Here is a 21,320-nt window from a genome sequence, read left to right as displayed (position 1 = left end):
TTAGGGTAAAAAAAGTATTGATCATATCGACAAGTCTTCGAGGAGGGAGCAATTCTGATATACTTGCAAATGAGTGTGCAAAGAGAGCAAAAGAAGTGGGGCATGATGTGGAACTTCTTTCTTTGAAAGGAAAAGATATAAAATATTGTATTGGTTGTCTATCATGCCAGAGGACTGGGATGTGTGTACAGAAGGATGATATTGCAGATATTATGGCAAAGGTAAAGAATGCAGAAGTTATTGTCTATGCAACCCCAATTTATTATTATGAGATGTGCGGTCAGATGAAAACACTTCTTGATAGATTGAATCCTTTATATTCGGCAGATTATTTATTCAGAGATATTTATTATATGATTGCAACTGCGGCAGAGAATGATGAAAGTGCATTTGAGAAAGCCTATAATGGGCTGCAAGGCTGGGTAGATTGTTTTGAAAAGGCTTCCTTAAAAGGCATGGTCGGTGGCGGTGGAATTGATACAGCAAATACAGCTGAGGATCATGTGGATATAATGAAGAAGGCATATGAACTTGGAAAAAATTTATAAGTTGATAAAATAATTCTAATTATTAAAACTAATAGTAACTCAATATTATCAATAGCAAAGCTATAAGATTTCAAAAAATGGAGTCTTATAGCTATTTTTTTGCGCAAAAATAAAAAAATTTCTCCAACACCCTGTAGGAAAATGGCACAGGAGATGAATGGGAAACACATCACTATATTTCATTGAGCGGGGTAAGCGAAAGGGTGTTGATGCAGTATCTTGCAAATCATAAAAATATCCGAAAGATTTATCTCTGCCTTGATAATGATACTGCCGGAAATGCCGCCTGTGAGAATCTTGCAGAAAAAATCCCAAACGATAAGGTGGTAATGCGATTAAGACCAGTAAAGAAAGACTGGAATGAATGTCTGACAGCAGGAATTATCTGCTTTGGTTTTTTCAATAATTTCTAAGATTAAGGTTGCTTTGAGAGTGCGATTGGTGGAAGTATTGCTTATACACGGAGAACCACTTGTTTTGCAAGATTCATCGATTTTTAAAGAGAAAAAACGGTATTTGTGAAAATTGCCCTTACTGCAACTCCGGCATTACATACAACAGAAATTTTTGGTCAGCCAGTATTCAAATACACTTACCGAGAAGATGTTATAGAGGGATATCTTGTTGATCATGATGCGCCACATCATTTGGAAACAAAACTCAGTACAGGGGATATTCATTATAAATCTGGTGACACTGTGACTGTATCGGTCACAATGAATGTGTACACGCATATCGGATTCGATGATGCAGAGGAAGAACTGAAACGAATGGAAGAGTTTAGGAAAGTGCAGGCGGAGGTTGAACAGAAGAAAGAGAAACCTATGTCGCAGAAGATGTTTAAGGTAGTTTAATATGGAAAAGAGATGACGCTCCGGCTTATGGTGGGGCGTTTTTAAATGGTAGAAATTTTGTTAATATGTCGTTATAATAAAAATGATATAAAGAAAGGAGATGTGGTTATGAGAGCCCATACAGTAATATTAGGTGCTGGTGCTACGATGGCAGCAATTCCTAATGGTGACAAGAACGGGAAGAAGTCTTCTGTTATGAATGGAATGATTTCTAAACTTGGTTTGGATGATTTGTTAGCAGATGTGAAGCTTGATACAAAAAGTGAGAATATCGAAGATATATATTCAGAACTCTATATGAAACCAGAATATGCAGAGGTAGTTAAAGAACTTGAAAAAAGATTATATGATTACTTTGATTCTTTTGAAATTCCAGATACTCCTACAGTGTATGATTTTTTGATACTCAGTTTAACGGAGAAGGATGTCATTGCAACATTTAATTGGGATCCACTTTTGGTGCAGGCATATGTTAGATGTTATGAAATAACAGATAATCTCCCGCATTTGCTTTGTTTGCATGGAAATGTGGGTATGGGATACTGTGAAGAACACAGAGAATTTGGTACGAAAGATGCAGTATGTCCTGTATGCAAGAAACAGCTTCCGCCTACAAGATTATTGTATCCGGTAAAAAATAAGGAATATAATAAAGATGATTACATTGCAGGTTGTTGGGATGCGATAAACTATATCATCAATAATTCATATATGATTACTATTTTTGGTTATAGTGCGCCATCAAGTGACATAGAAGCTGTAAATTTGTTAAAAAAAGCTTGGGGAAAAAAGGAAGATAGACAATTAGAAGAAGTGTCAGTTATTGATATAATAGACGAAGCAGAAATGCTTGAAAAGTGGGATGATTTTATATATTCTCATCACTATCGATACACTAATAATTTTTTTGATTCCTATCTAGGGATGTTTCCACGGAGAAGTTGTGAAACAGTTTTTGCGATGTATTCGCTTAATGTTCCAGCTGATGGACGTAGAGGATTTAAGCCATTAATGAAATGGTCAGACCTTTACGATTTTGTATATGATCTGGTATTAGATGAACAGAATACACCAGAAGGTAAAAATCTACCGTTGTATTACACTGCAGATAGTTTCAAGAATAGAGATAAATAGAATTGAGAGGAGACGGTGGTGTGGCATCAGAGTTATTTTGGACTGCATTTGCTGCAATAGGACAAGCTGTCGGAGCAATAGCTACAGCGGCTGCAGTTATTGTTACGTTATGGCAAGTACGTTATTCAAATAAGAAAAAGTTAAAAATGAAATTTACAGATAAAAATGTAGTGTTTTCTGAACGTGGTGATAGTAGATATTTTTTTGTTAATCTATCTGTCACAAATATAGGTAACAGAAATGTGATTGTTAGAAATTGGGGGATGAAGGTCCCTAAAAAATCAAATTATTTACTTGTTCAAGATATGACGAATCTAATGCTTAAATTATTGCAAAAGTCATTACCTTATACATTGGAACCGGAATACACACTTGATTTAGTTTTTGATTTAAAACTCTTTTTGAAGAATCTAAAAGAGCAAACTGCACAAGGCACCTTTGCTATGAATGATAAACTCACATTTTATGTTGTAGATACAACTGGTAAAGAGTATGCTTTAAAAATCAAAAAGACAATAAAGCAGCTTATTGAGGATAATGAAAAGAATGTGTAAAATCCCTTAGTAATCTGCTACCCCATTTGACTACTAAGTTGACTACTAAGAGGCGGTAATAACTTGCTATATTTTGTTATATTCTGCCTCTACGACACACTAACAAAAGATATGAAATATAGCCAAGAAACCCCGCAAAACTGGGCATTTCACGGTATTTTAAGGAGATTAAAATCTATGATTAAAGTATTATTTGTTTGCCACGGCAATGTTTAATGGATGCCGTGAAAACCTTGATTTTAAAGGATTTCTTGGGAATTAACCAATAATTTACACCTTATTTATACCTTTGGAAGGCTGAATCGGAATAATAGAGAAAATAAAGAAATAGATAAATACAACAGGAACAGATTTTGTCATATTGGAAATATTGATACAAACTGCGAAGTGTTAGGATAAGCACTTCGCCATTTTTATGGTATAATATTCTGGAAGAAGAGTTAATATCTAAATTTGCTATTTGATGAAGTCCAGCTAATAAATGTCAATAGTTAAATGAAAAAAATTGCTATTATTTTCTGGCTAAAAAAGGGTAGACGTCCCCCTTGGTGAAAATGTCGTTCTTTTGAAAGATATTGATTCGTTGGATGTACAGTATTTTATGCAGCCATGTCGCATTTGGAAGCATTGTATTGTTTGATATGCTCCTGTGGAGTGATGATTTCAAAAGGCTTGTTGTCTCTGAGTATTGCAAATATCATATTGCATACCTTATGTGAAACAGCTCCCATTGCTACGAGCTTTGGTTTTGAGTCACATTTCTTGAGGTAGTACTCATGAAGAACTGGATTTTTAGCTTCTCCATTACGGGAGATACTGATGCTTTGTAAGGTTAACGTGTGAATAACACGTCTAGCTATGGCAGAACCACGCTTAGACATTCGAACCTTGGTACCTTCAAATTTTCCGGATTGTTTTACTGCCGGATTAAGATCGAAATAAGCGAAAAGTTGTTTTGGTTTTGAAAATGCTGAAAAGTCACCAATCTCACCCATGATGGATACAGCAGACAAGAAACCAGCACCTTTAAATGTTTCAATCAAATGAATCTGCTTGACAAAGTCGGCATCTTCATTAGCATCAACAAGCTCATGGAGCGATTCAAGAATGTTGTTGATTCCTTCATCATATTTACGTATGAAGCTGATATAAAGGCGAATACGCTTGATGTTGCTGTCTATGATGTAACCAAACTGATTTGCATCAGTTGCCGCCTGAATTATGGCATTATACTTATTTTGAGCATATGTAAGCCCAAAGCGAGCTGTTGATTTGATGATATCAATAATCTCTTGCTTGTCAGCTTCAAGAAAAGCGGAGGGAGATGTATAAGTCTCCAACAGTGTAAGAGAAGTGTTGATTGTAACCTTGGAAAAGATGCCGAGATACTGTGGAAACGCCATGCGTAATTCACCCTGAAGCTTATTCACATAGGCACTGCGATTATCCATTAAATCGTAGTATTCACGGCATAGGTTACGGCAGTTTAGAGCAAGGGCTGAAGGTATAAGTGAAACCTTTAAATCAGGTTTCAAACCAACCAAAGCAGCTTTTTTAGAATCAAAACGATCATTATGTACTTTTCGTATGTTGATGTTTGTGCTATTCTTAGTGATGATAGGATTAATAACAGAGCAGTTAAAACCCTTATCACGAAGATAGCAGAAGAGTGGGTAATGATAAATTCCCGTGGATTCGAGGAAAATGCGACTTTCCAAAGAATACAACTCTTCTGCTTCTTTTATTTTAGAAACAGCGGTTGTAAGGGAATCAATACTGTTATGTAGGATTTTGTAAGGTTTTCCTACGAATTGTTGGTTTGGAAATGCTATAGACATCCAGGAGAAATCAGCACCGACATCAATACCAACAGAGATGAATAAATCATCGAGATTAAAGATAACTTTGTTTGACATGAGCAATAGCTCCTTTCTGATAGGAATCCATTTCCAATCTGGCAGGTACACAACCTAGCGCGTTATTCGGGTATGGTCTTCCGGCTCCCAACCAGCTAAAACATAAAACCCTGTCGAATGGACTAATTGACTTCATTGTAGGTATCAGTCACAAGAGTGACTTCCCAAGGAGATGAACATTCTTTGTCCTATCCTAAGAGATAATACCTTATGTTTTATCTGGTGTCTATCAGGAACCGTCAGACATGATCATTATTACGGATAACATCTGATGAAGGAAGAACTCCTTCTTCTGTTATCTGATTTTAGAAACTTATTAACCAAGTAGTCTTGATTGACTACATCATTATTATACTAGGTGATGACAAAATGGTAAAAACAGAAGCGTTTCCAACTATTCGAATGAAAATTGACAGATTATTAAAAATTACAAATGAATATCAGTTTAATGATCTTGTGAAGGCGGTATATTGTATTAATCTGTGTATCAACAACAGATCAGTTTTGGAATCTTGTTTGGCATTAAATGCCTGTCTGATTGAATATGAAGAAAAAGGCAGTAAGAGGATTGGAACATATGATGAATTCAAAGGGTTCTTTGGTAAAATATATGATGTTATGAAACCAGGGATAGCAGACGATTACACGGTAGAAGATTTTGGTGAAGTCCAGCTTAGATATAATGATAAGTTTTACCGTGTAATAATCGGAACTGGTCATAATAATGTTTATGCTTGTCTCAATTTTTTACCTACTTTAGCAAGAAATATTTCGCGGGAAGAGGAATTATGCCTGGCTTTAGAGTATGTATCTGGAACGATTGATTATTTTATAGAAGAAAATAAGAATGATGGCGTTGTAGAAAAAAGGTTTGTTCTTCCGACTGAAATATTATTTTATAAAGTACAGAAATTCTTTAAGGAGGAAGTAAAGAAATATGATATTCTTGAACTTGATTCTTTAATGATGAGTGAAGGAACTACTATTGAAAAAAGCCATTTTGTATGCAGGGAAGATAATATTTATCCTTTGTACAATGTTTCTTTGTTAATTGATTTATATGATATATGGGAAAATAAAATTGATTTCAAAGAACAGATTTCAGTTGCGAATGAGGGAATCATTGACAGAATTTATAGTTTGTTTAAAATGGATCGGTCAAGAAGTTGTTCAATATTTGCACCTGCTATGATATTTCCAGAGCAAAAATATGATTCAAGCCAGAGAACATATACATTTATAGCAAAGGCTTCTCGTGGAGTAGTTGTCGCGCTTAATGCAGATGAATATGAGGAGGGACAGTTAGAAAAGGAAATTGCTAATATAGAGAAATATCATAAAAGCGGAACACTTCATATTGCGGAAGCATTTAACCGTTTTGATAAAAGTGGATTAAGGGGGATTCATATTCCTGCCGATATGCCAATAGAATATTTAATTTATGATAGTTTTATGAATCCGAATCAAATGCACATGTCTTTGGGCGAGGAAGGGAAGAAGAGAAAAACTTGTACAGCGCTAGATGTTATATATTATCTAAATTTCATGGATGACATAGATGAATTATTCGAGTATCTATCTTATTCAAATGAGAAAGATTATGAAAGTTCGTTTGGTTTTGGAAGTGATGCTGCTTTATATTTTACATGGAAAAATCAAGGTCGGTATATTGCAAAGGGTGCAATTATATTTAATATGGTTGATGTAGGATATGATACAGAGAATGAAGCTGTTGTTGACTATTTTAAAGAGGAATTGAAAGATTATCCATTCCATATGAGGGATTATCTTTTCCGTGAACCATTTTCGTGGAAAATTGAAAAAAGAGATTTTGATACATATGAATATACAGTAAAACATGGAATGGGATTTGGTGGTATATATCTTCCACTGCCTCAAAAAAATTATGTTTTTTTGACGAACAATGTGGAGTTCTACAAAGATGTAAAAGATTTTGGAGAATATCGTCAGTGGATTCAATTGTTGGAAGAGATTATAACAGAAGGATTTAATTCAATAAAATGTGTATTTGAGGACAATAAGGCAATTAGTAACACCGGAATACAGATTGCTTTTATGCCTATTGAGTATGCTGTTCATGCAGGGCATGAATCTTTTTTATATGAAGATAGGATATATGTATATAGTGATGCTCAATACTATAGTCATAAATGGATTATCAGATATGTTGTAAAAGATATTAATCGGATTTATGAAGATATTCAAGAGGCAAAAAATAGAAGTACAGAATTCAATATATTGCGCGAAATATTGATTCCATTGCTAGATAGGATGCCTGATTTGAATGAGCTATTTGAATCAAAAAGAAAAAAAGTTTCTCTTGAAAAAAAGAAAGTGGGAGTTTTTTCGACATCTGTAGAGTATAAATGGGACAATAATGTACAGAATTTTTCTCCTGAGGATTATCACTATCATGAAGTTCGAAAAAGAATAGCAAATGTTTGTTATGGTAATATGATAAAACCAGGAATTTACCGTGGACAAGAAGCAAATCAAATTATACGTGCCATGCAAAAGGCTATAATTGAAGATTTCGAGGGTGAAGTTTCAAAATATTCATGGAGTGAATTGCATTATTTGTTGTTGGATTATCATTCAACATTGTTGCATGATATAGATATTAATTGGAAAAGATATGGCTCGTATTCTGGTTTAGATGAGAAGAAAGATAAAGAAGTCAGAGACCGAATTATAGACCAAAGAGAAAAAGCAAAGCATGATGATAGAAATACACTTTATCTAATAGAAACAAATTTGTATTTGCATTGTGAATCAGAAACACTTGCAACCATAGATGATATAAATCTTTTATTAGCATATGCGAATTGGCTAGTTGTTTTAAATGATGTAGCAGATATGTGCCATTTTGCAGATAACGAAGCCTATATAGAAATAACAGATGAGTATGTAGTGGATACTTTAGCAGATGATCAAGATGCTGAGGCATTAAGTGGTTTGCATCATAGGATATATTCATATTCAGGGGGATTAAAGCGAGATCATGAAACAGATTTCAAATATCTTGAAAAGGTGAAGGAAACATTTAAGGAAGATATGGGATTTGACCTCACAGACTTCTTAGATATCTTATCGTATTTTAGTAATTCTTTTTCAGAGACAATCGTTAAAAAGATTGGCAATAATGTATTCAGAGCACCTATGAAAGAATTATTGAGAGATTTCCTGGAGCAAATGAATAATGTTATTACAGAAGAAGATGCCGCAACTCTTTTTAACTATTTAGTGGTCTCTTCTCAAAATCTTAAGACAGAAAATGGTAAGATCAATTTTTATCTTCCAATCGGTAAAAGAAGAACAAGAGATACCAGGTTTGAATTAATGCCCCTTGTAAGTATTAATGGCGACATTATATTTTCACCTATTACAATGGATCGTTTGAAAAAAGATTGGCTTAACGGAATAATGGATTTTATTTTACCATATGAAGTGCGTATGAATAAAACAAAACAGTTAATAGTGGAGTGGAAAAAATCGTATGAGAAACAGATTGTCTATGATATAGCGAATTCATTTAAGAAAAATAAATTTGATATCATAAAGCAAAATTTTGAATTAATGAAATTAAATAAATCTCATCCGCAGTGGCTTGGAGACTATGATGTGTTTGCTGTAGATATTAATAATAAGTCTATCTGGATTGTAGAATGCAAAGTAATTGAAAAAGTAGCTACTTTCTATGATATGTATCGTCAGCAGAATAGATTTTTTAATGAACATAAGGAAGATGAGAAGTTCCAAAGAAGAATTGATTATTTACGTGAGAATGCTGATCAAGTGATCCAACAATTGGGATGCACAGACTATATCGGCTATAAAGTAATACCGTATATGTGTATGAATAAGGTACTGGTTTCAAGATATAAAAAAGTTACTTTCCCTATTGTGTCGTATCCGGAATTAGTAGAAATTATTTCTGGTGCTACAAGAGAATGATATATATAAAGTAGGGCATGGAGTACAGGGGGAGCGTTGGAATTTCAAGAGTACAAAAAATATAATGTTGTGTAAGAGAGGAAGTACTTATGAAAAAAATAAAGGCAATTATGTTTTTGGGATTAGTAGTTGCATTGCTTGTTATAGGTTTTTCTCCAATATCAGAAGCTGCAAGTATAGAAGGAAAGCGGGAAAAAGCAACAATACAAAAGCAAAATGTTGAGGAGCAGGATACGGAAGAAATAGCTTGTTCATCCGAAGGGGAAAATATAATAGAAAACGAGAAAGAACAGAATTTTATATCGACTCAAAATATGTCTTCTGCAACGGAGAATGAGTGTACAGAAGGCGCATCTTTTTCAAGGATAATAAATTTACTTAGTAATTTTAGTGATATAATACAAAATATATGGTGGCTTATTACACTAGTGGTTGCGATTTTTGTACTTATGAATTCTCTTTTTTCAATACGAAAAAAAGCAAATAAGTATACTGGTGAACAAGTTAAGAAATTGATTCAGGACGGAAAATATATTCCGGGTGTTTTTGTGGAGCTTAATAACAGTAAAGAAGTATTACGATATTTTGTATATGGCAAGAAGTGGAGAAAGAGGCTGATTAAAAATTTTAACTATGTATATGATAATTCATATGGTGAGATTCTAAAAAAAGCTTGTGATAATCAAAATGTGTGCTTTCGTCTTAACAGAATGGCATCCACAAAGAAAATTTTGGAGACAGTGAATTCGGCATACGAATTTCATAATAATTTTCGGAACTCAGGTATAGAATTTAAACAAGATTATAAAGAATCACAGATCCTTTTTGAAATAATACAGTATCCGTATAACGAAATACTTGGAAGTTTGCTAAAATATAGTAAAGTTGCTAATGGAAAGTATCTTATACTTACTGGAAGTGCTGGAAATGGGAAGACAAATTTGTTGTGTAGTATTAGTGAACTTTTAGTTAACCTTAAGCAAACGACAATATTTTTGAATGCTAGAGAGATTGAGGGTGATATTTTAGATTTTATATTCGATGAATTGGGGCTTCCAGATTTATATAAGAAGCATAAAGAGATTTATCTTTATTTGGTAAACTTACTGTTAACTGTTCAGAATAAGTTTCTATTTATAATTGTTGATGCTATTAATGAAAATGACAGTGATGGGTTTGGAAACCAGATTAGCGCATTTATCAATAAAATTGCTGACTATAGTAGAGCGAAGATAGTTGTATCTTGTAGAAACGAATACTATAAAGAACGTTTTAGAAAATATCTTGTAGAAAAAGTTAATATACCAGTATTTGAGTTTGATTTAAAGGAGCAACATTATACGTCTACAGCAATTAATCGTATTATTAAGACATACAGTAATCATTTTAATTATAGTGGAAATATCTCCCTTGCGGTGAAAAGCGTACTTAGTGAGCAATTACTTTTACTACGAATATTTTTCGAAGTTAATAAGGATAGTAATGCAGATGTGTATTCCATTCGAAAGCATGAAATATTTGCACAGTATATCGAAAAACTAAAACAAAATAACAGAGAATATCTCGAAACTGTGCTCGACACAGTGACTGATTTCATGATACACAGTGATAATTATGATGAAATCAGTATAACTGACTTGGAAAAGACAGGAATTACCTCCGGTGATATACGGAAGACAGTAAATAGTGGCATTCTTCTTAGTAAAAAATTGGTTTTCCATAAAGGTACAATTGCAAGAAATGAAAAGGAAGTCGTGTATTTTGTTTTTGATGAAATGAGAGATTATTGTTTAGCACGGCAAATTTTATTAAATAATATATCGGCATATAATGTGGATGGAGAATCCGTTATCGAAAAATTAAAACAATTAAAAGCAACAGGTGCATCTTGTACAGAGGGAGTTATTCATTATTGCTATGTCTTTTTTAAAACAGATGAATTGGTTTCAAAATTAGGGCAGACAGAAAAAATGTGTAATTCAATTCTTGATTTATACCGTATTCCGGAAGGTGGAGAAAGAAAGTCATATTGGAGTATGCGTTACAAGGAAGAATTTCAAAATCTAGGATTAAGGATTATCTTAACATCTGGTCTCGAATTGACTGATTTTGAAATTACGTATATTCAAGACTGTTTAAGAAAAGATCCATATGAAGATGGTGGAATGTTTTTTGATACAATGTTAGATGGAACACTTTATGGAGGAATATATAATTTAGATATATATTTAGGAATCTTATTTGGATTGAAAAATAAAGATGCCATACTTAATACATTTCACACGATTAGTGCACGTAATAATATGGATGACAGGTTTATTCCAGAAGATTTCATCAAATATTATAATGAACTATCAGATTCAGAACGAAAATTACAGATTCAAAAAATAGCTGAATTATTTTTATTGTGCTTTAAATTACATGATAAAGATAAGCAGGAAGAACTTGAAGATTTTTTCTACAATTTGCCTACACATGATAAAGTACAAAATGATATGATTTTAGAAATGAGGATAGCCTGTGGTTTAGAGGTAAAAGATTATGAATGAAACATCGTGTTATAAGATAAATGGAAGAATATTTTTTAAGCATAAAGATGTACCGTGTAAAAGGCGAGTAATGAAAACGCTGGGAGTAAAGAAAAATACGTTTGCCGGAAATATGATTTCCAGAGTTTATGATTATTATTTTCAAGGAGCGATAAATTTAAAAAAAGAATATAGAAAGTACTATCGGAAAGAATTTTGCTCTGTAGAAAAGTTCATAGAAGAACATTTTAATATTGAATTAGATGATGCTAAAAAATTGGCTGAAGGAAATTATTCTATGAAAGAGTGTTCACGTTGTTCAGTTGAAAGAAATATAGAAACACTTAATTATGATGAAAGTTTTAAAAAAGCTTTTTCAAAAGCGGTAGGAGGATTGGAAGATGAAGATCAGGATGGGATTTATTACGAATAGTTCTTCTACTAATTTCCTTATTATATCGAAAGAGGAATTAACAGAAGAGTATTTGTTTGAAAAATTAGGTTTTATAAAGGATGGTATGCTTGAAAAACAAGGCCGAGAATTATGCAGAAGCATAATATATGCTTTAGATGGAGGTTTAAGATATCACAACTATGAAATACCGGATTATGAATCAATAAAAAAAGTTTTCGGAGAGAAATCTGCAAGATTGTTTGTTAAAAACAAGGGGTATCATGCTTATTGGGGATATACAAGTAGCGATGATTCGCCTATAACACAGTTTTTTACTACTGATAGTTTTGAAATAGAGGACAAGGATTTCTATCTTAATGGTAGAGCTTGCGTGTGGTAAAGATGATTATTTATAAAGATGAAGTGTTTGGTTTTTTTGAAATTTTTAACGAAGAAAATGGAACCTTATTTCGCAGTGATATCAATGGCGTTGATCCAGTAATGAGATCGTTTCCTGAATTGCTTGATGTGGGAATCATGGGACATTGCAATGGTGGACAATATTGTAGGAACGCTGGGATTGATTGTTACCAAAAAGGTTTTACAACATATGCTCCACATATGTCATATGAGAATTTTATGGAAATTGTAAAACAAGCAGCAGGTAAAACTTTCCAAATTGCATTAGGTGGGGCTGGAGATCCTAATAAACATCCACAAATTGAGGATATACTGGAATCATGTAGAGCATATCGAATTATTCCGAATATGACAACAAGTGGTTTTCTTATAACAGATAATGAAGTTGGTTTGATAAAGCAATATTGTGGTGCCGTTGCAGTGTCCTGGTATTCACGTTTCATGGATGGAAAAGAAAGTAATCAGGAAACAATAGATGCTGTAGAACGATTGGTGAAAAGTGGTTGTACTACAAATATTCATTATGTGGTATCGAAAGATACTATTAATGAAGCAATCACAAGATTGGAGATGGATTCATTTCCTAAAGGAGTGAATGCAGTTATATTTATTTTGTACAAGCCTGTGGGGAATGGTATTATAGAAAAGGTATTAAAAAATACGGATTCTCGAATTGAAAGATTTATATCTCTTGCAACAAAGGTTAAACATCCGTACAGAGTTGGATTTGATACATGTTTTACACCCGCATTATTGCGATGGGGAGATACAGTACCAGCAGTTAGCATAGATGCTTGTGAAGCGGCCACTTTTTCAATGTACATAGACAGTCAAATGAATTGTTATCCGTGTTCATTTGGTATATGGGACAAAAGTATATCCGAATCAATGAATTCGAAAACATTAAGAGAAATATGGCAGGGAGATAAATTTGTTGCTTTCAGGGAACAAAGAAAAGAAAAATGCTCTAGTTGCAGACAAACGGAACTTTGTCGAGGTGGTTGTAGACTTGGGATTGATATAGATATGTGTTAGGATAGTTTTAATATAGAAGAAATGATAAGAAAATCTGGTGTAGAATAGTACATCAGATTTTCTTATGTAAAGGAACGTTTGTTTGTGCTACAAAGTATTGACATTGACATACTGCATGAGATAAAATAATAGGTAGTTGGAGGTGTTCAAAAGTGAAAAAATCAATATCAATAAGCATACGAGTGAGCGAAGAAGAATTAGATAAATTCAAGCAGGCAGCCAGATTAGAGGCATATGCTTCTTATAGTGAATTTGTGCGGAGAACAGCACTTATTGAAGCTGCAAAAATAATAAAAAAGAACGAGAATGAAGGAGCATAATTTAATGAATGTAATTAGTTTGTTTAGTGGATGTGGGGGACTTGATTTAGGTTTTGAGAGAGCTGGATTTAATATACCTGTAGCAAATGAATTTGACAAAACAATATGGGAAACCTACAAGGTTAATCATCCTAATACACATTTAATTGAGGGTGATATCAGGCAAGTTACAAAGGATGATATAGCCCAATATATAGACGGAGAAGTGGATGGTATCATAGGTGGTCCACCATGTCAGTCATGGTCAGAAGCAGGTTCTCTTAAAGGAATTAAGGATGCAAGAGGTCAGTTATTTTTTGATTACATAAGAATATTAAAGGAATTTCAGCCAAAGTTTTTTTTAGCAGAAAATGTGAGTGGAATGCTTGCCAATAGACATTCAATTGCCGTTCAAAATATTTTGGAATTATTTGATGAAGCAGGATATGATGTTTCTTTTACGTTGGTTAATGCTAAAGATTATGGTGTTGCAGAAGAGAGAAAAAGAGTATTTTATATAGGATTCAGAAAAGATTTAAATATAGAATTTGGTTTTCCTAAAGGTTCAACAAAGGATGATTCTAAAAAAATTACCTTGCGTGACATAATTTGGGATTTACAAGATACTGCAATTCCTTCCGGGGAAAAGAACCGACACAATCCAGAAGCAATAAATAATAATGAATATTTTACAGGTGCATATTCGCCTATTTTTATGAGCCGTAATCGTGTGAAGAGTTGGGATGAACAGGCATATACAGTTCAAGCATCTGGACGTCAATGTCAATTACATCCACAAGCTCCTAAAATGGTAAAAGTTGGAACTAATGACTGTAGATTTGTGGAAGGCAAAGAGCATCTTTATAGAAGAATGACAATTCGCGAAGTTGCGAGAGTGCAGGGTTTTCCGGATGATTTTAAATTTATATATAACGATACCAATACCGCATATAAGATGATCGGTAATGCGGTTCCTGTGAATTTAGCGTATGAGATTGCGATAGCAATTAAATTGTATCTTGAAGGAAAAGGCTCTTCTGTTGAAATCGACAGAGAGGTTATTGATGCAAAGGAGGTTAATGAGAAGAAAGTGAGCACAAAGAGTAATGATCAAGGTAGAGCATATGAATATGCTTGGATGCAAACTTTATATAAAGCAATAGCTGAGTTAAGAAAAACAAGAATTGTTGAGAATTCCAGTTTGGTAGCAAATGAAAAAGCATGGTCTTTAATGGATGAAGATATGCAGGAAATATTTATGACATCTGCTGGAGCTGCTATTGATATGGTATTAGAACTTGAGCCGAGAATGGCAGAAGTTGATAGTGACGAGCTTACTCTTGAATTTCAAAAAGATGGTCAAGGTGTAAAAGGTGATGTTAGAGATATTGTTATAAAGAGAAAAAATATTGAATGGGAAATTGGTTTAAGTATTAAGCACAATCATGATGCAGTTAAGCATAGTAGATTAAGTCATAAGTTAGATTTTGGGAATGAATGGTTTGGAATGCCTTGTTCTGACGAATATTGGGAGGCGGTTGAGCCTGTATTTGATTTGTTGAAACAGGAAAAAAATTATGGTACAAAATGGTCTGAAATTGCAGACAAGAGTCAGAAAGTATACATTCCATTATTACAAGCATTTATTGATGAAATAAATCGAGCAAATGAAAAAGATCAGACGATGCCGAGAAAAATGATTGAGTATTTAATTGGTATTGAAGATTATTATAAAGTCGTGAGCAAAGATAGTAAGAGACTTACGATGATTCATACATTTAATATGCATGATACATTGAATAAGCCAGCGAAGAATAAAGTATCTGCAATCACAGTACCCATTGTAAAGTTGCCTACAAGACTTGTGGCACTTGAGTTTAAACCTGGCAGTGATAATACAGTAGAAATGTATCTTGATAATGGTTGGCAACTCAGCTTTAGAATTCACAATGCAAGCACAAAGGTCGAACCAAGCCTTAAGTTTGATGTTCAATTTGTTAGTATGCCGATGGAAGTTCTTAATATCGAATGTAGATGGAATTAAGGTGGTGTCATAAGTGAGAAAAATGCTTTTAAGTTTTAAACCGGAAGTATATGAGAAAATAAAATCAGGAAAGAAAAAATTTGAACATAGAAGAAACTTTCCAGATGAACCAATTATGGCATATATGTATGTGAGTGCACCAATTAAGGCAATTAAAGGCATAGTATATCTAGGTAAGCGACATTTGTTATCTGACTGGAGAGAAGAGTTTAAAAATGATAAAGCGGCTGTTGTTCGTATTGAGAAGTATCAAGAATTATATCGATACGCTATGGAAATCAATGAATTTCAAGAAACTACGGAAATTTCACTCGGTGCTTTAAGACGTGATGTTTCGGGATTTGTTGCTCCACAGATGTATATATATTTGGATGGGACAGAGTTGCTAGATTATATTGAGAATAAGATAGAAAATCTTGATGGATGCACAGTCCATGATTATTCTGTTATAAAATCAAATGAAGTTTGTGTACATTAGAAGATGGAAGGACTAAGGATGGGCGGTGTAATTAGATCCTTATCTGAAACGAATTCGCTCAGAGTATGAATTAATTATCTTGATGATTTCTACGATATGCGATCGTTTGTTCAAAATGATGATTTATCTAATTTGATGAGTCAGTAGTGTTTGAACAAAATCAATTCTACGATAAAAACATACCGTCTAGGCAGCTACTTTTTAATCTATTATCCAAAAGACATATAATATAGGCTCGAATGGTGAAAGTGCCCATTTGGGCCTATTATTGCATAAATGAACATGTTACAACTAGAGCAAGATCCACCCGTGTATTACAGTATTGTCATTTTGACAATTTTGTATTACTTACGAGTAGCAGAATTGATGGGGATTACGTCCCCATACCCACGTGAAAATATAATTGCTGGCAATTACATTTTAGCAGATACACAAGCGTTTCTGAGTAAGCGTCACAGACAACAAAATAATGAAATTTTGATAAGGCATTCACCTGGAATAGGTGAGTGTTTTTTGTTTTTAAGTATTCAATTAACCGAAAAAAATAAAAAAATCTCCTCAGGGGGCTGTAAAAGTGCCTCTTAGCGTTTCGTTTTATGTAAGGGTGTTTTTGACAGGAAAAAATAAAAGAATTTCATCAATACCATGTGGAAAGGAGTGGGAATAGTATGCCAAGAGAAAGAATACTGGAGCTAAAAAATAATTATGGAATAATTGATACAGACGCATATAAAGTTGAACATGAATGGATACCGTTTAGAATAGAAAAATCTATGTTGGAAGAAAAAGAAGGAAAACAATATATTAAATACACAGATGAGGTTGAGTTTTCCTTAAGTCAAAGTCAGGGAGTAAGAGACCGAGATATCAAAGAAGCCACAGATATTAGGTTTATAGGAGATGAATGGAAATATCAAGAACGAATTATTGAGAATAATGCCATTCAAAATATTAGAAAAAGGTTAAGTGAATACAATTTCTATTATCCGGTATTGGATGATAAGGAATTTGTCGATTGGCTTGAAGGTAATAACTTTCAACCAAGAAGGTTGGAATACTTATCACCGGGAATATTTACTTGCAAAGAAATCATAAAAATACAAGCAGGAAAGCATATTGACCTTGATTGTATTGATGCTAAGTTTAAAATAGGTTTGCTTTTTGTAATAGATAGAATAGATATTGAGTTTAGGAAAAACATTTTGTCATGGATTACTGGCATAGAAAATGCTTATAAAACATATTTCAATAGAATAAGGATTGCTGATGACGGACATGATGTAGGAGCAGAAGTAATATCAGAATGGGTAGCCAAGAAACCTAAAATTGCGAAGTTGATTAAGCGGGCAAGAGATAAAAGAAGATACAGGGGCAGCTCGGATGAGTTTGACTACTTAACGGATGAGAATGCTGTGCCATTGTTGGATTTGATGGAACAGTTAGAGTTAAACGAGTTGTCAGAACTTATAACTATTTTTTATGATGTTTGTTCTAGGAAAGACAGCATTCCAGATATTTTACATAAAATGAAAGAATGTATAGGATTTATCAGTGATTTGTGCGCCATAAGGAATGCAGCAGCTCATGGACGGTCAATTCTACCTACATTTATGGATCCTGATTATAACGGAAATTGGGATTTAGAATTTGATAATGTTGAAGGAAGATGTAGTGTGGAAAAGTGGATACTGTATGATTTGCTAAAGAAGAAGTGGGAGAGAATGGGACTTGGAGATTACTCCAAGCAAATAGTAAATACTTTATATGGAAATCCGCTTCGTAGAGCGTGGATAGAGCTTAATTACATATACTTCTACATAATTCGGGAAATAGAGAAAATGAGTTTCAAATTATTTGTGACCGAAGCAGAATGGTTTCTTAGCAAGGAAGAAGATATAAGGCAACAAATGAGCGGTGTAAATTTGTGCAGTTTAAGACTTTCTGATATGGGAAATACAACTTTAGGCGTTACAGCACCGCCTTATGATGAGATAGCACAAGAGGCTTTTTCTGTATGGGAATTGTTTGAAGGTAAATATAGATAATACAAAAATCGCACTCGCTAAACTGCAGGTGCGATACTTTTGTCAATATTACGAGTCCTACGCAGCTCCAAGACGGAACAACATATAACTCTAGTAATATTATACACCATATTTGTATGAAGTCAAACAAAAAATTATTCACTTAGAAGGCTTTCATCATTATCAGAAGTAGTAAATTTCTCGCTTACAGGATAGGAGAAGTTTTTGCCCATTTTCTGAAAGCCATATTCCAGATAATGTGATTTGGGGATAGAGTTATTTTCCGTAAGATTATGTAGTTTGGTGAAAAGCTCTACAAGCCATTCCTGAAATTCTGTTCCTGGTTCTTTTTGGTCAAGCTCATTTTCGTAATAATGTCTCACGATACCAGCAAATATATCGGCGAACTGTACTGCAGGAGTTACAGCAGAACTGACAAACAAAGGCATTTCTAATATGTGATGGAAAGAACGCCCAAACTTCGTTTTGAAAAGAAAACCTGTAATTGCCTCAGCAATTTTTCGGTCAATATCCTCATGCACCTCATCAAATATCATCATAGCTTTGCCATAGTGATGATGATTACAGTAAAACTCAACTTTTTTAAAAAGAAGGTAATACTGCTTTGGAAGATGATGCTCCGGAACAATAATTGGTTCATCTGGCTTGTCCATAATTATGGCAAAAATAGCAGCGTCATAAGAGGTAATGATGTCCACCATGCCTTCAACATACGCTTTATTATTTGTACGATTCTTAGTAATAGTTGCTTCACGAATTAGTTTTGTAGACTTTATTTCGTCCTGTTTTCTGTAAATGGAATCTTTTAATTTGTATATCTGATTTATGATTGGTTTAATATCATTCTCATGGATCCGGACACCAAGCAGGATAGGATTCTTGGTTGAATCTGTAGGGCGAGGGTATCCACTTTCGTCTATGAATGTAAGTATATGAATAGAGTGCTTCTTTGTTAAGTAGTGAATTCATTATACTATAAAATGGGTTAACATACTACCAAATTTATAGAGATTGCTGCCTGTTCTTTATGTCTTGAGTAGTGGGCATATTTTTCCCAAGATGCTGATTGAGATTTTTCTGTTTCATCAGTTCTTGATATTCTGCTTTTAGCTCATCAACATTCAATCCTTTTAAGTTTATCCCAGTCTGCTCAAGTACACGCCTTGTACCGCCATATAGAATGAGCTGGCTTTCGTATCTGCGGAAATATGCGTCCGGGTTCTTGGCTTTTTTGTAGCCGATATGATAGGAGCGGTTGTCTTTGTACTGCTGTGCATATTTGATGATTTCCGCAAGGTCTTTGATACGGTGTTCCAGTTCCACCACGCTCTGCTTTGCAGACTTTCCGGCTTCGGTTTTTACCGCAATTTTGTGTTCCAGTTCTGCAAGCGAACCAACCTCATTATAGCTCTGTGCGGCGATCTTTAAATTCTCAATGGTAACCCACCTTTGCAGTCTCGGACTGTTCTGAAATTTCTCGTCAGAGGTGTCAATAAGTCTGCGGGCAGAGTAGTCTTTTTTGGGGATAATTGCCTTTCGTTCCCGTTTTCTTTCAATGCGTTCCCTGATCCGTTCCTTTGTGCATTCCTTTCCTAAAGACTTCGCACTGCCACGCACAAAACGCTCTTTATCCAGAGGGCGGAATGAGATGTATTTGGCAGCTCCTTCTTCAAAAATTTCCCCTTTGATTTCATAACCTTTGGCTCTCATCAGAAGCAGAAATTCTTCGTAAGTGGAAGCCGACTTGATGCAGAAATTGATGTTCTTTCTGATCTGCGTTTTCCATGCAGAACCGTTCTGCTCGGAATGCCATTCTTTGTATTTTCTGCCACGCTGCGCACCCGGAATGATGACGGAAAGATTGTGTTCCTTGCACAGTTCATCACTCAGTTTCCGGGTGTGGTAATAGGACTGTTTACAGTCGTGATATTTGTTATGTTCGATGTTATCAGCGACGCAAAAAATGATGTGATTATGGACGTGTCCTTTATCAATATGGGTGGTAACAATATACGAATATTTTCCCTCTAAAAGTTTATCTGCAAGCTCCTTTCCAATGCGGTGCGCTTCTTCAAAACCAACCTCTCCCGGAGCAAAAGCTTGTATCAGATGATAGGATTTGTTAGGACTGTTTTCCCGGCAGTGGTCGAGGGTATATTTGAAGTCATAAGCTGCGATTTCTGGAGAACAGGCATAAGAGGAAACAAACATTTTTTCATCGGTCTTTTCGGGGTTGCAGATGTAGTCTATCGCTTTATCAACGGTTGCTTTGATAGCATGGATTTTTGTGTACGCCATACTTTATTCATCAACTCCTTTACTTCGTTTATATCCTCTTGATAAATGTTTCCAGTGCTGTTTACCCTCTTTGCGATCTGGTTTAAATTGGAGCTGATACGTCCCAACTCCGTATTATAATTTCGCAGGTAACTGTAATCAACATCATACACCTATCCATATAAGATCAGCTTGCGCAGGAACGCAGACATACTCTTCATGCCGGATGCTTTGAATTTGGTGTTGAGGATGTACTGCTCATCATCGCTGAGATAAAATTGCACCGGATTGGCGCGGTTTCGATTTGTCATTTCTGCCACTTCCTTTCTGATTTTGGGTACAAAAAAACTGCTGTAAAATGTTCGATTTTTACAACAGTTCGTTTCAGGTTTTATTCAGTGTTGGGCACAATCACCCACAGCAAATTGTAGCAAAGAAGGTAGGAACGGTCAATACATTTCGACGGTAAAATGAAGAATAACCGAAGAAAAATCGAGAGAGGGTTAGGGATACTTCCCTATGGAAATTCGACCACACAGACGATAGGAAAGTGTGGGAGATTTCGCCTGTGTCATGACACAGGCAGAGCTTCCGGTGCAGGATTGTGTGGTGTGGGAAGTATTACTCTAAGCGGAGAAAAAGGTAGTGTTTGATTTATTTGATATTTCTGAAAGGGGTTGAGATAAAATATTGGTTTAATCGTTTCATTCGTTTTAAGAAAAAATGAGGAATCTTTTAATCATTTTAAGTGCATAACTCGTTATTATATATATACAGATATTCAATGGAAAGGAGTCTGATGCGTGTTGAGTGATGACG

At 34.4% G+C, this 21,320-nt stretch carries 17 protein-coding genes and 1 pseudogene; 14 read left to right on the top strand and 4 right to left on the bottom strand.

Annotated features, from left to right (window positions below):
• Positions 1 to 17 precede the first annotated feature (17 nt).
• The 5 genes from LI162_RS06350 (at position 18) to LI162_RS06330 (ending at position 3,090) form a co-directional block, all read left to right on the top strand.
• Positions 18 to 548, top strand: a complete 531-nt coding sequence (locus LI162_RS06350) for a flavodoxin family protein (RefSeq protein ID WP_198425544.1) — start codon at positions 18 to 20, stop codon at positions 546 to 548.
• Positions 549 to 724: 176 nt separating this feature from the next.
• The gene (locus LI162_RS06345; protein WP_227080247.1) at positions 725 to 961 is read left to right on the top strand and encodes a toprim domain-containing protein; all 237 of its coding nucleotides are present in this window, start codon (positions 725 to 727) and stop codon (positions 959 to 961) included.
• A 105-nt stretch (positions 962 to 1,066) separates the two neighbouring features.
• The gene (locus LI162_RS15755; protein WP_319017048.1) at positions 1,067 to 1,402 is read left to right on the top strand and encodes a hypothetical protein; all 336 of its coding nucleotides are present in this window, start codon (positions 1,067 to 1,069) and stop codon (positions 1,400 to 1,402) included.
• A gap of 45 nt (positions 1,403 to 1,447) precedes the next feature.
• Positions 1,448 to 2,536: a hypothetical protein gene (locus LI162_RS06335; RefSeq protein WP_196021830.1), complete on the top strand. Its 1,089-nt coding sequence runs from the start codon at positions 1,448 to 1,450 to the stop codon at positions 2,534 to 2,536.
• 20 nt (positions 2,537 to 2,556) lie between these two features.
• Positions 2,557 to 3,090 carry a hypothetical protein gene (locus LI162_RS06330; protein ID WP_196021832.1) on the top strand — a complete coding sequence of 178 codons (534 nt, stop codon included), beginning with the start codon at positions 2,557 to 2,559 and terminating at the stop codon, positions 3,088 to 3,090.
• Between the two features lie 599 nt (positions 3,091 to 3,689).
• Here the strand turns inward: LI162_RS06330 and LI162_RS06325 are convergent.
• Positions 3,690 to 5,006, bottom strand: a complete 1,317-nt coding sequence (locus tag LI162_RS06325; protein WP_196021834.1) for an IS110 family transposase — start codon at positions 5,004 to 5,006, stop codon at positions 3,690 to 3,692.
• Positions 5,007 to 5,375: 369 nt separating this feature from the next.
• Here LI162_RS06325 and LI162_RS06320 point away from each other — a divergent pair, with 369 nt between their 5' ends.
• The 9 genes from LI162_RS06320 (at position 5,376) to LI162_RS06280 (ending at position 18,224) form a co-directional block, all read left to right on the top strand.
• Positions 5,376 to 8,981 carry a hypothetical protein gene (locus LI162_RS06320; RefSeq protein WP_226900556.1) on the top strand — a complete coding sequence of 1,202 codons (3,606 nt, stop codon included), beginning with the start codon at positions 5,376 to 5,378 and terminating at the stop codon, positions 8,979 to 8,981.
• Between the two features lie 89 nt (positions 8,982 to 9,070).
• On the top strand, positions 9,071 to 11,530 hold the full coding sequence (locus LI162_RS06315; RefSeq protein WP_226900554.1) for an NACHT domain-containing protein: 2,460 nt from the start codon (positions 9,071 to 9,073) through the stop codon (positions 11,528 to 11,530).
• Complete coding sequence (locus LI162_RS06310; protein ID WP_118001177.1) at positions 11,523 to 11,942, top strand: hypothetical protein; 420 nt, start codon at positions 11,523 to 11,525, stop codon at positions 11,940 to 11,942. Before LI162_RS06315 ends, LI162_RS06310 begins: the two co-directional genes overlap by 8 nt.
• The gene (locus LI162_RS06305) at positions 11,911 to 12,303 is read left to right on the top strand and encodes a hypothetical protein (protein WP_118001178.1); all 393 of its coding nucleotides are present in this window, start codon (positions 11,911 to 11,913) and stop codon (positions 12,301 to 12,303) included. Before LI162_RS06310 ends, LI162_RS06305 begins: the two co-directional genes overlap by 32 nt.
• A 2-nt stretch (positions 12,304 to 12,305) precedes the next feature.
• Entirely contained in the window at positions 12,306 to 13,358 is a 1,053-nt protein-coding gene (locus LI162_RS06300) for a radical SAM/SPASM domain-containing protein (protein WP_196021923.1), read from the top strand.
• A 152-nt stretch (positions 13,359 to 13,510) separates the two neighbouring features.
• The gene (locus tag LI162_RS06295; protein ID WP_118001180.1) at positions 13,511 to 13,678 is read left to right on the top strand and encodes a type II toxin -antitoxin system TacA 1-like antitoxin; all 168 of its coding nucleotides are present in this window, start codon (positions 13,511 to 13,513) and stop codon (positions 13,676 to 13,678) included.
• 4 nt (positions 13,679 to 13,682) lie between these two features.
• Positions 13,683 to 15,701 carry a HaeIII family restriction endonuclease gene (locus tag LI162_RS06290; RefSeq protein ID WP_156734041.1) on the top strand — a complete coding sequence of 673 codons (2,019 nt, stop codon included), beginning with the start codon at positions 13,683 to 13,685 and terminating at the stop codon, positions 15,699 to 15,701.
• A 13-nt stretch (positions 15,702 to 15,714) separates the two neighbouring features.
• The gene (locus LI162_RS06285; RefSeq protein ID WP_156734038.1) at positions 15,715 to 16,179 is read left to right on the top strand and encodes a hypothetical protein; all 465 of its coding nucleotides are present in this window, start codon (positions 15,715 to 15,717) and stop codon (positions 16,177 to 16,179) included.
• A gap of 668 nt (positions 16,180 to 16,847) precedes the next feature.
• The gene (locus LI162_RS06280; protein ID WP_227156054.1) at positions 16,848 to 18,224 is read left to right on the top strand and encodes an Abi family protein; all 1,377 of its coding nucleotides are present in this window, start codon (positions 16,848 to 16,850) and stop codon (positions 18,222 to 18,224) included.
• Between the two features lie 134 nt (positions 18,225 to 18,358).
• Here the strand turns inward: LI162_RS06280 and LI162_RS06275 are convergent, their stop codons facing one another.
• From LI162_RS06275 to LI162_RS15910, 3 genes and pseudogenes are all read right to left on the bottom strand, one after another.
• Positions 18,359 to 19,144, bottom strand: coding sequence for a DUF3800 domain-containing protein (locus LI162_RS06275; protein ID WP_226900697.1), 786 nt, complete (start codon positions 19,142 to 19,144; stop codon positions 18,359 to 18,361).
• Positions 19,145 to 19,226: 82 nt separating this feature from the next.
• On the bottom strand, positions 19,227 to 20,522 hold the full coding sequence (locus LI162_RS06270) for a relaxase/mobilization nuclease domain-containing protein (protein WP_227156052.1): 1,296 nt from the start codon (positions 20,520 to 20,522) through the stop codon (positions 19,227 to 19,229).
• Positions 20,471 to 20,812: pseudogene (locus tag LI162_RS15910) on the bottom strand (MobC family plasmid mobilization relaxosome protein). The gene LI162_RS06270 and the pseudogene LI162_RS15910 overlap by 52 nt, the downstream one beginning before the upstream one ends.
• Positions 20,813 to 21,320 lie beyond the last annotated feature (508 nt).

Origin of the sequence: Mediterraneibacter sp. 210702-DFI.3.120 (genome assembly GCF_020561005.1) — a bacterium.
Classification (GTDB): domain Bacteria; phylum Bacillota; class Clostridia; order Lachnospirales; family Lachnospiraceae; genus Mediterraneibacter; species Mediterraneibacter faecis.
The sequence above is the reverse complement of the archived record's forward strand: the minus strand, read 5'-3'. Positions and strand labels throughout refer to the sequence as shown.